The organism is Lelliottia sp. JS-SCA-14, assembly GCF_035593345.1.
Lineage (GTDB): Bacteria > Pseudomonadota > Gammaproteobacteria > Enterobacterales > Enterobacteriaceae > Enterobacter > Enterobacter wanjuensis.
The window spans coordinates 4,034,737-4,050,200 of sequence record NZ_CP141606.1 but is presented as its reverse complement, the minus strand read 5'-3'; the positions used below and the strand labels follow the sequence as shown (position 1 = coordinate 4,050,200).

Here is a 15,464-nt window from a genome sequence, read left to right as displayed (position 1 = left end):
CCCGGATGAGCAGACGCTGGCAACAAGTTCGTCACCAGCTGCGCCGCAATCGTCCGGCGCAGTTCTCCCTATTTGTCCTGTTTATTTTTATCGTTGCGGCCCTGTGCGCGGGGCTGAGTCCTTACGATCCGGATCAGATGTCGCTCGGGGCGCGTACCCTGCCGCCTGACGCTGCGCACTGGTTTGGCACCGACGAGTACGGGCGCGACTACTTCACCCGCGCCCTGTACGGCGGGCAGATCTCCCTGATGGTCGGTTTCCTGGCAATGCTCTTTTCGACGCTGATCGGCACCCTGGTGGGCACCATCAGCGGCTATTTTGGCGGCTGGCTGGATAACCTGATGATGCGCGTCGTCGATATCCTGATGGCGATCCCGGCGTTTTTCCTGCTGCTGGTGGTCAATGCGTATCTCAAGCCGGGCGTGGATAACATCATCTTCATTATCAGCCTGCTGACGTGGATGAGCATGTCGCGGCTGGTGCGCGCGGAAACCCTTTCGGTGAAAGAGCGCGAGTATGTTCTGTATGCCCGCGCGTCGGGTGAGCATCCGCTGCGCATCATTCTGCGTCACATTATTCCCGGCGTGCTGCCGACGATTATCGTGGCAGCGACGCTGAATATCGCCTCCGCCATTCTGATGGAATCAACCCTCAGCTTCCTCGGGCTCGGCGTGCAGGCGCCTGCCGCGTCCTGGGGGAGTATGCTCAACAACGCCCAGTCGTACATTGGCGAAGCCTCGTGGCTGGCGATGTTCCCCGGTATTTTGATTTTGCTGACGGTGTTCAGTTTTAACGTGCTGGGCGATGTGTTCCGCACCGCCTTTGAGCCGGGAGCGAACCGCGATGAATAACTTATTAGAACTCGATAACCTGCACACCGCATTTCGCACCCGCGACGGCGAGGTGCAGGCGGTGCGCGGCGTGAGCTTTCATGTGCAGGCGGGAGAACTTGTCGGCATCGTCGGCGAATCCGGCTGCGGGAAAAGCGTCACCTGCAAATCGATTATTCAGCTGCTCGGCAGCAACGGACACATCTCCGGCGGCAGCATCCGTTTTCAGAATGAGGATCTGGCGCGCAAAACCCCTGAGCAAATGCGCAAGATCCGCGGGAACGAGATTGCGATGATCTTCCAGGACCCGATGACTGCCCTGAACCCGGTGGTGACCATCGGCAGGCAGATGACGGAGATCCTGGTGCGCAACAAAGAGCTGTCCAAAAAGGCGGCCAGAGCCGCGGCCATCGCCATGCTCGATCAGGTGGGGATTGCCGAAGCTGAGCGTCGTTTCGAGCAGTACCCGCACGAGTTTAGTGGCGGGATGCGCCAGCGCGTGATGATTGCCATCGCGCTCTCCTGCAACCCGAAACTGCTGATTGCCGATGAACCTACCACCGCGCTGGATGTGACCATTCAGGCGCAAATTCTACGCCTGCTGAAAAGTCTGCAGCAGCAGACTCAGACCGCCATTTTGCTGATCACCCACGATCTCGGCGTGGTGGCGCAGGTATGCAGCCGCGTGGTGGTAATGTACGGCGGGCAGGTGATGGAGGAGGGTAGCGTGGAGGATATCTTTTATCGCCCGGCGCACCCGTACACTCAGGGTTTGCTGGCGTCGCTCCCGCGACCGGACGAGGCCAATCAGCGCCTGTCACCCATCGAAGGCACGCCGCCTGGCTTGCTTAATCCACCGCCGGGCTGCCCGTTTGCCGAGCGCTGTCCGAAACGGATGCCGCAGTGTGAGCGCCAACCCGCGTTCTATTCCGTCGGGGAGGGCCACCGTGCGGCCTGCTGGTTATGGGCCGATAAGGAGGTTCAGGCATGAGCGAGCAAAACAGTCCTTTAGTGAGCGTACGTGAACTGCGAAAACACTATCGGGTTCAGGGTGGGCTGCTGCGCAAAGGCGTGGCGGTGAAAGCGGTCGACGGCGTGAGTTTCGATATTCAGCGCGGCGAAACCTTTGGTCTGGTGGGTGAATCTGGCTGCGGAAAATCAACGCTCGGGCGGGCGATGCTGCGCCTGTTTGATATCACTTCCGGCGAGATCCACTTTGACGGGCAGGAGATCGCCCAGGCCAGCGAAAAACAGCTCAAGCCGCTGCGCAAACGCATGCAGGCTATTTTCCAGGACCCGTACTCGTCGCTCAATCCGGGTATGACTGTACAGCAGCTGGTGGCCGAGCCGATGCAGATCCACGGCTACAGCCGCGAGGAGCAGCGGGAACGTACGGAAACTCTGCTCTATAAAGTCGGGCTCAAACAGGAACATCTCCAGCGCTTCCCGCACGAGTTCAGCGGCGGTCAGCGTCAGCGCATCAGCATCGCGCGCGCGTTGTCGGTGCGCCCGGAGTTTGTGCTGTGCGATGAGCCGCTCTCGGCGCTGGACGTGTCGGTCCAGGCGCAGGTGGTGAACATTTTGCAGGACCTGCAGCAGGAGCTGGGGCTGACCTATCTGTTTATCGCCCACGATCTGTCGATGGTGCGTCATATCTCCAGCCGTATCGGGGTGATGTACCTCGGCAAGCTGGTGGAAGTGGCCCCGGCGGGTGAGCTGTATGCCCATCCGGCGCACCCCTACACCCGCGCGCTGTTGGCCGCCGTTCCGCTGCCCGACCCGCGCATCCGCCACCTGGAACAAGCCACCCTGCGCGGAGAGATCCCCGGCCCCACGTCAGTGCTTCCCGGCTGTAAGTTTTGCAGCCGCTGCCCGCACGTGATGCCCGCTTGCCGGTCGCAGGAGCCCGCAATGCAGGAGATCTCCCCCGGACATTTCGCAGCGTGTTGGTTGTTTAAAGTGTAACGAACCGCCATCAATCCGTAGGCCGGGTAAGGCGCAGCCGCCACCCGGCAATGGCCGATGATGCGGCCCCAAAAAAAGCCCGGTGGCGCTGCGCTTACCGGGCCTACTCTGTACCACGGCGCTTTCCCAGGTGTATGATAATTCCCCTTCTGTCAACGCGCAGACGACAACCGTCATCCTCTTGCCGCCTGCCTTTTTAGGTTGGATTCATGCGAAATAATGGAAAGTTAAGCAGTGACGCTCCGTTTGGGACGTTGTTAGGTTATGCGCCGGGTGGCGTGGCAATTTACTCCTCGAATTACAGCAGCCTTGATCCGCGCCAGTACCCCGAAGACGCGGAGTTTCGTAGCTATATCGGCAACGAATACATGGGCCACAAATGGCAGTGCGTCGAGTTCGCGCGCCGCTTCCTGTTCCTCAACTACGGCATGGTCTTTACCGACGTCGGCATGGCGTGGGAAATCTTCTCCCTGCGCTTCCTGCGCGCCGTGGTCAACGACACCATTCTGCCGCTGCAGGCCTTTGCCAACGGTTCGCAACGCGCGCCAAAAGCCGGGTCGCTGCTGATCTGGCAAAAGGGCGGTGAGTTTCATGAGACCGGCCACGTGGCGGTTATCACGCAGCTGATGGGCGATAAGGTCCGCATCGCCGAGCAGAACGTGCTCCACTCGCCGCTGCCGGTCGGCCAGCAGTGGACGCGCGAGCTGCGCCTGTCGGTGGAAAACGGCTGCTACACCCTGCACGACACCTTTACGGATACCACCATTCTGGGCTGGATGATCCAGACTGACGACACCGAACACAGCCTGCCGCAGCCGGAAATTGGTGGCGAACAGCTGAAAATCAGCGGCGCGCGTCTGGCCAACAAACGCCAGTTCGACGGCAAATGGCTTAACGAAAACGATGCCCTCCAGCAGGCCTATGTTCGCGCCAACGGCCATGTGATCAACAAAGATCCCTGCCAGTATTTCACCATCAGCGAAAGCGCCGAGCAGGAGCTGATCAAGGCCACCAACGAACTGCATCTGATGTATCTTCACGCCACGGATAAGGTGCTGAAAGACGACAACTTGCTCGCGCTTTTCGATATCCCGAAAATTCTCTGGCCGCGCCTGCGCCTCTCCTGGCAGTGGCGTCGTCACCATATGATCACCGGTCGTATGGATTTTTGTATGGATGAGCGCGGGCTGAAAGTGTACGAATACAACGCCGATTCCGCCTCCTGCCATACGGAAGGGGGCCTGATCCTCGAAGAGTGGGTGAAAAACGGCTATCGCGGCACCGGGCACAACCCGGCGGAAGGCCTGCTCGAAGAGCTGACCGGCGCGTGGAAGCACAGCAACGCGCGCCCGTTCGTACACATTATGCAAGACAATGATATCGAAGAGGATTACCACGCGCTCTTTATCCAGCGCTCCCTGATGCAGGCCGGTTTTGAGACCAAAATCCTGCACGGGCTTGAGGCGCTAAGCTGGGATAAAGCAGGACAGCTGGTGGATGACGAAGGTCGCCCGGTGAACTGCGTGTGGAAAACCTGGGCGTGGGAAACGGCCATCGAGCAGGTGCGTGAAGTCAGCGAAACCGAATACGCCGCGGTGCCGATCCGCACCGGGCATCCGCAGAACGAAGTGCGTTTAATTGACGTCCTGCTGCGCCCGGAAGTGCTGGTCTTTGAACCGCTGTGGACGGTGATCCCCGGCAATAAAGCGATTCTGCCGGTGCTGTGGCAGCTGTTCCCAAACCATCGCTATCTGCTGGATACCGACTTTGAAGTCAACGAACTGCTGACCCAAACCGGCTACGCGGTCAAACCTATTGCCGGTCGCTGCGGCAGCAATATCGATCTGATCAGCGCCGAAGAAGAGCTGCTGGACAAATCCAGCGGCAAATTTGTCGATCGCAAAAACATCTATCAGCAGCTGTGGTGTCTGCCGAAAGTGGACGGGAAATACATTCAGGTCTGCACCTTTACCGTCGGCGGCAACTACGGCGGCACCTGTCTGCGCGGGGATGATTCGCTGGTGATCAAGAAAGAGAGCGACATCGAGCCGCTGATTGTGGTGAAAGATAAATAACCGTATCCGGTCAAGAGCAAAAATGCTCCGGCGTACAAAGCCGGAGCAAATAGCACCACCAAAAAAATGTTACCCGTTAAAGCAGCTTCCATTGAGCCCATTCGCCGGTGAACTGCGGATCGCCTGGTTCATTATTTTGCGTCCAGTAGTTAGCCGTATAGTTTTTACCTTTCCACGACACTTTGTCGCCAGTATTGTAAATTTTGCTCGATTCCCACTGGGTGTAATCACCGGATGGCGCAGGGGTTGGATCGGGCGTTGGCTCCGGGGTCGGTTCTGGGATTGGGTCCGGAATCGGGGTCGGTTCAACCGCATCTTCACCAAAGACGCTCAGGGTGAACTGTTTATTGGCTGACACTGCACCATGGGTATCGGTCACCAGCAGACCAAACTGGAAATCAGCCCGGCTGACGACAACGGGTGCGGTGAAACTGATGGTCGATGTCGTGGTATTGCTGACGGAAATACCGTTCGGCACTGTCCATTTGTAGGTCAACGCATCATTGTCTGCATCGCTGGAGTTTGCTCCGCTTAAGCGTACCCGTGAGCCGCCGATCACCTGAAGCTGAATATCGGCCACTGGTGCGGTATTGGTATCAGGGTTGCTGTCCGGCAGTTCGTCTTCGGGAACTTCGCCCGACACATTAACGCCGTCAAAATAGAAAGGTTTCATGTCGATAACCTGCTCAACAATCGGGCAACCTAACCCTTCACGCGCCGCGTTGACCAGCACGCCATTGTCCTGATCGATGGTCCAGGTAAATAGTGCCCCCAGCCCTTTTTCAAGAACATACTGGCCTTTTGCTCGTACGCTACGTGGCGTTTCGATGGACATGAAGAGATTGGACTCTTTGTTGTACAGATAATCGGCATCGGCCACCTGGTCTGTGTAGATGCTAAAGCCATTGCGGCCCTTCTGGTTTTCCAGATCCAGATACGTATTGATCAGGTCGTACCATTCAGTGCTGCCGCTTTCGAAAGTCCCGGTGGTCGTGGCGTTGCTGTCTGGCTGATAGCTCCCGCGCAGCGGTGAGAAACTGTCCAGCTTCGCATTTTGCGCATTGCGCGAGTATGCCGCATACCCCACATTGATACGATCGGCAGGGAAGCCTTTACCAATCAGATAGTTCACGATGGTATCCACGCCCCAGCCCCCTTCAACTAGCGCGTGCAAATTGGTGTGATGATCAAGCTGGGTGGCCCACGGTGTACCGAAGAAGTCATAGGTCATGACGTTGATGCTATACAGGCCGTTATTCAGCAGCGTTTTAACATCCGATTTTTCCAGAATGGCGACAACGGCTGAGCTGGCAATACTGATTTTGACGTCGCTACGGTTAATGGCTTTCAGTTGCTTGCTCAATTCAGCCAGCAGCAGAGCATAGTTTGGCCCATCGGAATCATCGTAAGGGTTATTGTTGCCCGCATTGCCCGGGTATTCCCAGTCAATATCAACTTCAGAAAACATCGGGAAACGGGTAAACAGACTGGCGACGCTTTTCGCAAAAGTGGTACGGCTGGCTGCCGTTTTTGACATGATGTGGAAACCATTACTCATGGTCCAGCCGCCGATACTCATCGACAGCGTCAGCGTATGCCCCACTGCTTTGGCTTTGGCTTGCAGATCGCGCAGACCGCCGACAATCCCTTTGACGGTTCCCTGCGTGGCGGTGCTCGGGTCCATTTCAACCCAGCCGGTATCTTTCAGGCCGACATTGCGGCTGGTCTGGAAATCGCCCCACGGATCAAGGAAGGTTGCCTGATCTTTTGTTTTTCCAAGCGTTGCTGCTGCGCGGTTGATGGTTTCGGCTTTCTCACCCTGGTCGCCAACGATACCGAGAAAGCCCAGAATGATTTTGTCGTACGCCGTTGGGCTCACGTTTGCCAAATCGTAGCCGCGACCACGGTTTTCAGGCGTGTCGTCACCATCGCTCTGACGGCTGTCGTATTGCGACCAGTCAGTGTAGTAGCCAAAGACTTTCGGTTTATTCGCCGTGTTGTACTTGTTGTAAACGGGTTTGGCGACTCGCGCCGAGGTATAGCTGTATTTTTTAGTCTCTTTTGAGGCATCAAAACCGTCTGCCTTATAGGAGGCTTCTGTCAGTGAATCTGTTTTGACTAATTTGCTCGTGGTCATGTTAATTTCCTGTATGTGATTAATAGAATGACACTTCGTCGCATTACCGTTGTAATCATTAGACCCACAAACAAGATCGGCAAATCATTAAATATCAAGAAAACTGGTTTATTTATTTTATCTCTAATTTATTGGGTTTTATGATGGGGTTTATTTTTCTAACATGTGGGATGTGATTATTTAAACCGTGGTGATATGAACGCAACGAACATCTTAATTTTTTAATACTCTTACAATATTTCAATAAACATCATTTTTAAAAGAAAGAAAATCAAATGCGTAGGTCATTTTAGATTTATTAAATATGATTTTGAATATAGCTTGAATTGCTCGTATTCTTCTGAGAAGACTCACATTAGCTATTAAATGTCCCCATTCGCATGGTGAATAAAAGAAATTGATGTACGCTTATTCCAGTCGATGGCAGTGGTCATACAGTGCAATCAATTCAACCGGAGAGAAATAAATGATGGGTGCTTATCTTATCGCTGGGCATTGTGTTTTTAATGAGGATACAAAAGAGTTAAAAGATCTGGATACCAATACTGCAATAAAAATGACATCAATGAAGGCGCGTTGCTTAAGCTATATTGTCCTGCATGCAGCTGATGAAGTGATTGAGAAATCCGCACTCTCTACCGCCTTGTGGGGGGAGAGAAGTAAATACAGTAGTGAGGCGAGTCTGACGCAGGTTTTATATCTAATCAGACGTGATTTTAAATCATTAGGGGTGAATGATTTTTTTGTTACCATCCCCAAGGCGGGTATTAAAGTGAACGCGATGGTCACGATTGAACCCATTAAATCCAAACACAAACGCACCCAGTTATCCTGGGTTCCTCTTCTGGTCAGTATTTCAATTTCACTCATTCTTATTATTACGTCTGTTTACTTTTATCTAAAAAGATAAATCAATGAGGACTCTGTCATGTCAACAAATAGTGTTATTGAAGAAATTCTGAAAAATGAAGGTGGGTACGTTAATCATCCTGACGATGCTGGCGGTGCGACGCATTGGGGTATTACGGAAAAAACAGCCCGGAACTATGGATATGCGGGAGATATGAAGGATTTCACTCGCGATCAGGCCTATACCATTCTGGAAAAAAACTATTGGTTTCAACCCGGTTTTGACAAAGTGAATCAGCTTTCACTTGCGTTGGCGATGGAGCTTTGTGACACAGGAACCAATATGGGGCCATCGACGGGGATTAAGTGGTTGCAGCGTTGGTTAAACGCTTATAACCGCAAAGGGACGGATTATAACGATATTACGTTGGATGGGAAAATAGGACCGGCAACCTTAAGCGCCCTGGCTGCATTTTTAAAGATTCGTGGTACCGAAGGCGAAAAGGTGATGCTGATATCACTCAATTGTAGCCAGGGGCAACGTTATCTTGAGCTTGCTGAAAGCAATCAAGCTAATGAATCTTTTATATATGGATGGGTTCGCGCGCGCGTCTAATAACTATTATTTTTAATAACCGTTAGTGAATATTTCAAAGAGAATGGTTGAGCTTTTTTTACTTTCTTTAAAAGAAAAAGTGTGCAACAAAATAGCTATCATTTTTTAATGGAGAAAAAGGATGAATTTCAATAAACAGAATGATTTTGACTATAATTTGATCAAGACGATGAATGAGGTTATCACCTCAGGTAATCTTTCACGTGCGGCAATGAATCTTAATCTTTCTATTTCAGCGGTGAGTCTTTCGATCAGTAAGTTGCAGCGCCAGTTGGGTGTTGAGCTATTTGTCCGAACGTCTCAGGGTCTAAAACCTACCCATAGCGCGTTACAGATTAATCACTTCTTTCTGCACGCACTTGATCTGATTAATGATGGCCTGCATACATTAACAGACGATCCTAAAAGTCAGTCCTCATTGAATATTATTTGCCCGGATTTAATCGAAAACTATTACTTTCAGAATCTGTATCAGCAGGATCGCTTTAGCGAAACGCAGTTTAGCTTTTGCCACCATATTAAAAATAGCCATGACCAGTACGTAGACTGCCTGCTGCAATCTTTCAGCGATTTGATCATCAGCGATTTCCCCCTGCGAAATGATAAAGTGATCTCGACATTAATCGATACGCTCGATGATTTTGTCGTGGTGATCAGCCAGTCAAGTTTGCTGGCGAGCCTTGGTAAAGTCACTCTTGCCCATTATCATGTGATTTCCCATGCCGTGTGCACTTATAACGCTGAACCCATTGCCAACTATACGAGTCAAGGTCACACCACTGTGCGGGGGCGCAATACCGATATGATAAAAGTAGGTTATCATTCGTCATCCATTAATGGAGTGATTTCCGCGGTAGAACATCGGGATATGCTAGCCATTTTACCGCGCAAAATAGTCGAGCATTATATTACCTGGCATCACAGTAAAATTGTGATGATGGAGTTGCCTGAAGAAGTGTGCTGCAATGATGTTTCTATTTATGCCAATTACAAAAAGAAGAAAGATAAACTCTGTGGAATGAAACAGATTGTGGCTTCAATGCGAAAACCAGAGTGTGCCGAGAATTTTTGTCATTTCGATTTTTCACTCAGTGACTATTAATCTTTTTAAATATGTTTTCTTTATGAACATAATGAAAATAGTTCATTTGTTATTTTTATCTCTTTTCACGAATAAATGATTTTATTTTAAATATAGCCGATACAGGCAACTGCTAATCTATCGATTCAGGAGTGATTCCTGTGTTTTGACTCAGGTTCTTTTAAAGAATCTGTCTTTCTGTAGGACATTATATTAAGGTGCTTATTATGAGTAGAATTCACTCGCGGCTAAAACGCTATTCTTTTGCGCTGCCCTGTTTATTAGCTTTCCCGGTTATAACTCTGGCTGAGGAGGCACCTTCTGCCTCTGAACCCTATGTTATTAAACAAAGCGATTTAAATAAAAAAGAAGCTTCATTAACGCAAAACCCGTTAATGCAGGAGGTGAAAGCTTCGATTCGAACGCTGGACAACGACTCGGTTGAAAAAATTGCCCCGGGGCGTACAGAAAACCCGGCCAACGTAAAGCGTGTCGAAAAAATCCTTAGCCGCGATCAGTGGGATTATATTTTCCCGCTGCGCGCCCCAGAGTACAGCTACGAAAACTTCCTGAAAGCCATCGGAAAATTCCCGGCCGTGTGCGGCACATACAGTGACGGCAGAGATTCTGATGCGATCTGCCGTAAGGGGCTGGCGACCATGTTTGCGCACTTTGCGCAGGAAACCGGTGGGCATGAAAGCTGGCGTCCTGAAGCCGAGTGGCGCCAGGGTCTGGCCTGGTTGCGCGAAATGGGTTGGGAAGAGGGGCAAAAAGGGGGTTATAACGGCGAATGTAATCCTGATGTGTGGCAGGGGCAAACCTGGCCGTGCGGCAAGGATAAAGACGGGGATTTCGTCAGCTACTTTGGACGAGGTGCCAAGCAGCTCTCCTACAACTACAACTATGGCCCGTTCTCGGATGCTATGTTTGGCACGGTAAGAACCCTGCTCGACAAACCTGAACTGGTGGCCGATACCTGGCTGAACCTCGCCAGCGCGGTGTTCTTCTATGTCACGCCTCAGGCACCGAAGCCAAGTATGCTGCACGTGATTGACGGCACCTGGAAACCTAACGCGCACGACAAAGAGAATGGCCTGGTTCCAGGGTTTGGCGTCACCATTCAGATCATCAACGGTGGTGTGGAGTGCGGTGGTCCGACTGAAATCGCTCAGGGTGAAAACCGTATCTCTTACTACAAAAGTGAAGCGGACTATTTGAAAGTGCCCGTTGCAGCAGATGAAGTGCTGGGCTGTAAGAATATGAAGCAGTTTGACGAGGGCGGTTCTGGTGCGTTGCCGCAATACTGGGAACAGGACTGGGGCTGGGATTCCACGACACCGACCGGGCAGACCTATTCCTGTCAGTTAGTGGGTTATCAGACACCATTCTCTGCCTTCAAAGAGGGTGACTATCAGCGCTGCGTACAGCACTTCTTCAACGTCAAAATCGTCGATGAATCTGGTAAAGAAGAGCCGGTCACTCCGACACCAACACCGACCCCGGCACCGGGCGACACCAACATTGCACCCGTTGCAGTATTGACCGGTCCGATTGGTGAGGTGGAAGGTCAGGCGAACGTTACGCTGAATGCGGCAAGTTCAAGTGATGCTAATGGCGATAAGCTTTCCTACACATGGCTACTCCCGAACGGAACCACGCTTGAGGGCACCGATCGCGACAGCCTCTCGTTTGTCGCTCCTGTCGTTACCGTCAAAAAGCAGTACACCTTCACTCTGACGGTCTCTGATGGGAAGAAAAGCGATGTCGCCACTTACACCTTAACGGTTATTCCGCAGGTTCAGCCATTACCTGCACCGGATACCGGTAAAACCTGTGCCGATAGCTGGGATGCAGGAAAAATCTACTACGGCGGCGAAGAGGTGAACTGGAAGGGAAAACAATATCGCGCCAACTACTGGACACAGGACAATGAGCCGGGCAATCCAGACTTTACTGGCGAGTGGTCACAATGGAAAGAGATCAAAGCCTGTAAATAATTATCAGCGATGAACATCATCACAGGGATAACAGCGGAGAAGAGATGATTTTCTCCGCTGTTTATTTTGGTATTTCATCAGGATAGTTCTCATCAACAGAAGTGTGAAAACGTGGTTTTTAACTTTATTTTCGCTCCGGTACTCTTTTCTTATTCACGATATTGATTTCATCTGTTCGGAGGTGTCTTTTATGGTTAGCGTAGCAACAACAACATTCAGGGATATTATTAACGTCGATCGTGCCGTTATTTTATCCATCTTTGCGATGGCTGCATGGGGAGGTGTGGTTCGTTTTATCATGCTAAAACATGGCCGCATCGCTTTCAGTGATTTTCCCGGCATTCTGTGCCAAATCGTGATGTCATGCTTCAGCGGTTTTATATTAAGCGTGGTGGTGCTGGCACATAATGGACAGAACGACAAAGTGTTGATGATCGCCGGGTTAGGGGGCGTGTTTTCTGGGCCGATCATTACCATCCTGGGTAAGAAAATTGCTGAGTTTGCCGATAAAGCGACGGGTTCTCCTGTTAAATGATCTTCAATATTCGAGCCTGGTAAGCTGGAGGCATCTCCTCGTTGAAGCGCCAGCCCTGCATCCGCAAGTCCCCCCTTGCGGATGTTTTTTTATGGGCGGGCGAAACTTTTGTTCGCGGGCTAACGAACTATTATTCAGATAGCCCACTTTTCCCCGATGGAGTTGACCATGAAAACTTTGAAAACCTTGTCCGCCGCCGCCGTACTGACGCTTTCACTCTTTTCCATGAACACCCAGGCCGCGCTGGAAGCCGGAGCCAAAGCGCCAGACTTTACCCTGCAGGGCGCGCTGGGCGGTAAACCGCTGACCTTTACGTTGCAGCAGGCGCTGCAAAAAGGGCCGGTGGTGCTCTATTTCTTCCCGGCGGCGTTTACCAAAGGCTGCACGCTGGAGGCCCACGCGTTTGCGGAAGCGACGGATGATTTCAAAAAACTGGGCGCGACGGTGGTGGGGGTGACCGCCGGGAATGTCGATCAGGTGGATGAGTTTTCGAAACTCGAGTGCCGCGATAAGTTCGCCGTGGCTGCCGATCCCGGTGCCAAAGTGGCGACCGAATATGAAACCCTGATGAAAGTGAACGGCAAAACGCTCTCGGATCGCACCTCGTTTGTGATTGCGCCGGACGGCAAAATCCTGCTCAGCTACACGGACCGCAACCCGGATGCGCACATCCAGAAAACGATGGATGCCGTCAAGCTTTATGCGAAATCGCACTCGTAATTAACGCCGACTTTCGCCTTCGAGGTTCGCTATGTTAACCGCCATTTTTGCCGCCTTTCTGGGCGGCGTGATCCTGAATTTCATGCCCTGCGTCTTTCCGGTGATCTCCCTGAAAGCGCTGGGGATCATGCGCCATCAGGGCGACACCGCCAGCGCACGGACTGAAGGATTCGGGTTTCTGCTCGGCGTCATCTTTACCATGATGGCGCTGGCGGCGCTGCTGCTGGCATTGCGCGCCGGGGGAACGGCTGTCGGATGGGGCTTCCAGCTGCAGTCTCCGCTGGTGATCGCCGTGCTGGCGCTGATTATTCTCGGGGCCGCGCTCAACCTGCTCGGAGTGTTTGAAGTCGGGCTGTCGCTCCAGCGGGCCGGGGAGATCTCCGTCGGTCGCGGGGCGTTTGTCCGTTCGGCCCTGACGGGCGCGCTGGCCATTATCGTTGCCACGCCGTGCTCCGCGCCGTTTATGGCGGGGGCGGTAGGCTACGCGCTGGTTCAGCCGCCTGCGGTTTCGCTGGCGATTTTCTTTGCTCTGGCGCTCGGTTTTGCTGCGCCCTTTACCCTCGTCTCGCTGTTCCCGGCGATAGCTCGTCGACTGCCGCGCCCCGGCGCGTGGATGGACGTGCTGAAACGCGGACTGTCCTTCCCGATGCTGGGCGCTTTTGCCTGGCTGGTATGGGTCCTGGCGCAGCAGGCCGGGACTACGGCGCTGGCGGTGATGCTGGCGAGCGCCGTGGTGGTGAGCTTTGCCGCCTGGCTGTATGGCATCGCCCAACGCCGACGCTATCTTGGGCAGTCTTATCGAGTGCTGCTGGCGTTCACGGTGGCGTTTTTTGTCGTGGCGATTGCGCCGTTGCCTAAGGCAATCAACACCGGATCGGCACAGCCCGCTAACCTGGTGGCGGAAAATATCGCGCCGGTGAAGTGGTCGCCGCAGAGCGTGGAAGCGATGCGCGGTCACGGCAAAGCCATCTTTGTGAACTTCACCGCGTCATGGTGCATCACCTGTCAGGTGAACGATCGCACCTCGCTCTCCACGCAGGCGGTGAAAGAGGCGATGGCGCGCACCGGCGCGGTCTATATGGTGGCGGATTCCACCAAATTTAACGCCGATATTGATGACGCGATGAACGCCTTCGGGCAGGGTGGATTGCCGCTGTACGTGGTCTATCCGGCGGACGGAAGCGCGCCGAAAGTGCTCCCGCAGGTGCTGACGCCGTCGATTGTGGTCAACGCCCTGAATCAGGCTGCTGACAAAAAAGCATGAGGTAACCGTCATGGCGGAATATGGATAACGGGTTTGCCCCGCGCGAGGCCTGGCCTGAGCTGATGACCAAAGCGCAGGCCGGGGATCGTCATGCCTATACCCAGCTGTTGCGGGCGATTGTCCCGGCGATTCGCACCCTCGTGCGCCGCCAGATCTCCGACCCGGTGCTGGTGGAGGATGTCATCCAGGATGTGCTGCTGACGGTGCATCGGGTGCGCCATACCTACGATCCGGGCTGTCCCTTTTTGCCATGGCTGATGGCGATTACCCAGGCCCGCACGGTCGATGCCTTGCGCCATCGAGGGCGGACATTGCGCCGCGAGACGGATACGGAAGCGGCGCTGGTGGACGTTGCAGCCACGGAGAGTGCGGAACATCAGGACGTTCAGGAGGAGCTGACGCTGATCCTCGACAGACTGCCCGCGCGCCAGCGGGAAATCGTGGAGCATATTCACCTGCAGGAAATGACCCTTGCGCAGGCCGCAAGCCGATATAATTTGACGATCCCGGCGGTGAAATCCCTGCTGCACAGGGCCATCACCTCTCTTCGCCGGATGGGAGCGAACCATGACCGATCATGAGCTGTTAATTGAAAAACTGAGTCAGCAGGCGCTGCCCGTCAAACGCCCGTGGCCCGATGGCTGGCGTGCGCTGGCGTGGACGCTGATGGCGCTCCCGAGCGGGTGGCTGAGCAGTTTGCTGTTACAGCGCGTGGCGACGGACTGGGCGCAGTCCGGGGCGTTTTTGGCCCTGCTTCAGCTGGGACTGACGTTTGTGATGGGCGTTCTGGCGATCCGTAACGCGTTTTTACTCAGCATTCCGGGTCGTCGCCCGCTGAGCTGGAAAGGGTTTATGCCGCTGCTGGTTCTGTGGCTGGGCTGCGTGCTGGCGAATCTGGGGCAGACATCCCTGACGCATCACCGGGATGAGGTGAATTGCTACGTCTTTATGATGACCGTCAGCGCGCCGATGATGCTGCTGGCGATCGGTTATTTGCGGCGCACCCGCAGTCTGCATCCTCTGCAAAGTCTCGCCACTGCCGGGGCGGGCGTGGCCTGCATGGCGCTAACTTTGCTGTCGTTCTGTCATCCGGTCGAAGTGCATCCGCTGGATTTTGCGCTGCATCTGGCGGCGATCTTCACCATTGTGGTCGCCACGGTGGGTCTGGGGTGGAAGTGGGTGGCGATCCCACTGCCTTGATGATTCTATCTGGCATTAGAGGGTGTTCCGTTCACCTTATGTTCAGCAGAATATTAAACCTGTATCACCTGTGAACGTGACAAGGGGGCTACGCGGCCCCCTTGTCAATCCCCGCGCCCCGCCATGAAATCGGTGCTTCGCACTGCGCTCACCTCCCGGCCTGCTGCCTGCGGTCGGCTCGACTCGTGATTACTC

Annotated in this window: 14 protein-coding genes; 13 read left to right on the top strand and 1 reads right to left on the bottom strand. The window is 53.6% G+C overall.

The window, feature by feature from the left end; genetic code table 11:
- Window positions 1-5 precede the first annotated feature (5 nt).
- The 4 genes from U9O48_RS18845 (at window position 6) to gss (ending at window position 4,870) form a co-directional block, all read left to right on the top strand.
- Window positions 6-851, top strand: coding sequence for an ABC transporter permease (locus U9O48_RS18845; RefSeq protein ID WP_282494334.1), 846 nt, complete (start codon window positions 6-8; stop codon window positions 849-851).
- Window positions 844-1,821, top strand: a complete 978-nt coding sequence (locus U9O48_RS18840; RefSeq protein ID WP_324722988.1) for an ABC transporter ATP-binding protein — start codon at window positions 844-846, stop codon at window positions 1,819-1,821. The genes U9O48_RS18845 and U9O48_RS18840 overlap by 8 nt, the downstream gene beginning before the upstream one ends.
- Window positions 1,818-2,795, top strand: coding sequence for an ABC transporter ATP-binding protein (locus U9O48_RS18835; RefSeq protein ID WP_324722987.1), 978 nt, complete (start codon window positions 1,818-1,820; stop codon window positions 2,793-2,795). Before U9O48_RS18840 ends, U9O48_RS18835 begins: the two co-directional genes overlap by 4 nt.
- Window positions 2,796-3,004: 209 nt before the next feature.
- Window positions 3,005-4,870 (top strand): bifunctional glutathionylspermidine amidase/synthase, encoded by a 1,866-nt coding sequence (gene gss, locus U9O48_RS18830; protein WP_324722986.1) that lies wholly within the window; start codon window positions 3,005-3,007, stop codon window positions 4,868-4,870.
- 76 nt (window positions 4,871-4,946) lie between these two features.
- Here the strand turns inward: gss and U9O48_RS18825 are convergent, their stop codons facing one another.
- Window positions 4,947-7,007: a glycosyl hydrolase family 18 protein gene (locus U9O48_RS18825; protein ID WP_324722985.1), complete on the bottom strand. Its 2,061-nt coding sequence runs from the start codon at window positions 7,005-7,007 to the stop codon at window positions 4,947-4,949.
- A gap of 466 nt (window positions 7,008-7,473) precedes the next feature.
- On the opposite strand from U9O48_RS18825, the gene U9O48_RS18820 reads away from it, so the two are divergent.
- From U9O48_RS18820 to U9O48_RS18780, 9 genes are all read left to right on the top strand, one after another.
- Window positions 7,474-7,917, top strand: coding sequence for a winged helix-turn-helix domain-containing protein (locus U9O48_RS18820; protein ID WP_285143953.1), 444 nt, complete (start codon window positions 7,474-7,476; stop codon window positions 7,915-7,917).
- 18 nt (window positions 7,918-7,935) lie between these two features.
- The gene (locus tag U9O48_RS18815; protein WP_324722984.1) at window positions 7,936-8,472 is read left to right on the top strand and encodes a glycoside hydrolase family 108 protein; all 537 of its coding nucleotides are present in this window, start codon (window positions 7,936-7,938) and stop codon (window positions 8,470-8,472) included.
- Window positions 8,473-8,593: 121 nt separating this feature from the next.
- A complete protein-coding gene (locus U9O48_RS18810; RefSeq protein WP_285143951.1) occupies window positions 8,594-9,574 on the top strand; it encodes a LysR family transcriptional regulator in 981 nt (326 codons plus the stop codon).
- Window positions 9,575-9,780: 206 nt separating this feature from the next.
- The gene (locus tag U9O48_RS18805) at window positions 9,781-11,550 is read left to right on the top strand and encodes a glycoside hydrolase family 19 protein (RefSeq protein ID WP_324722982.1); all 1,770 of its coding nucleotides are present in this window, start codon (window positions 9,781-9,783) and stop codon (window positions 11,548-11,550) included.
- Between the two features lie 190 nt (window positions 11,551-11,740).
- On the top strand, window positions 11,741-12,085 hold the full coding sequence (locus U9O48_RS18800) for a phage holin family protein (protein WP_285143949.1): 345 nt from the start codon (window positions 11,741-11,743) through the stop codon (window positions 12,083-12,085).
- Between the two features lie 168 nt (window positions 12,086-12,253).
- Entirely contained in the window at window positions 12,254-12,805 is a 552-nt protein-coding gene (locus U9O48_RS18795) for a peroxiredoxin (protein WP_390888254.1), read from the top strand.
- A 31-nt stretch (window positions 12,806-12,836) separates the two neighbouring features.
- Window positions 12,837-14,069 (top strand): protein-disulfide reductase DsbD family protein, encoded by a 1,233-nt coding sequence (locus U9O48_RS18790; protein ID WP_324722981.1) that lies wholly within the window; start codon window positions 12,837-12,839, stop codon window positions 14,067-14,069.
- A 20-nt stretch (window positions 14,070-14,089) separates the two neighbouring features.
- The gene (locus U9O48_RS18785; RefSeq protein ID WP_324722980.1) at window positions 14,090-14,650 is read left to right on the top strand and encodes a sigma-70 family RNA polymerase sigma factor; all 561 of its coding nucleotides are present in this window, start codon (window positions 14,090-14,092) and stop codon (window positions 14,648-14,650) included.
- Window positions 14,637-15,269 carry a DUF1109 domain-containing protein gene (locus tag U9O48_RS18780; protein WP_324722979.1) on the top strand — a complete coding sequence of 211 codons (633 nt, stop codon included), beginning with the start codon at window positions 14,637-14,639 and terminating at the stop codon, window positions 15,267-15,269. The genes U9O48_RS18785 and U9O48_RS18780 overlap by 14 nt, the downstream gene beginning before the upstream one ends.
- The last annotated feature ends 195 nt before the right edge of the window (window positions 15,270-15,464 follow it).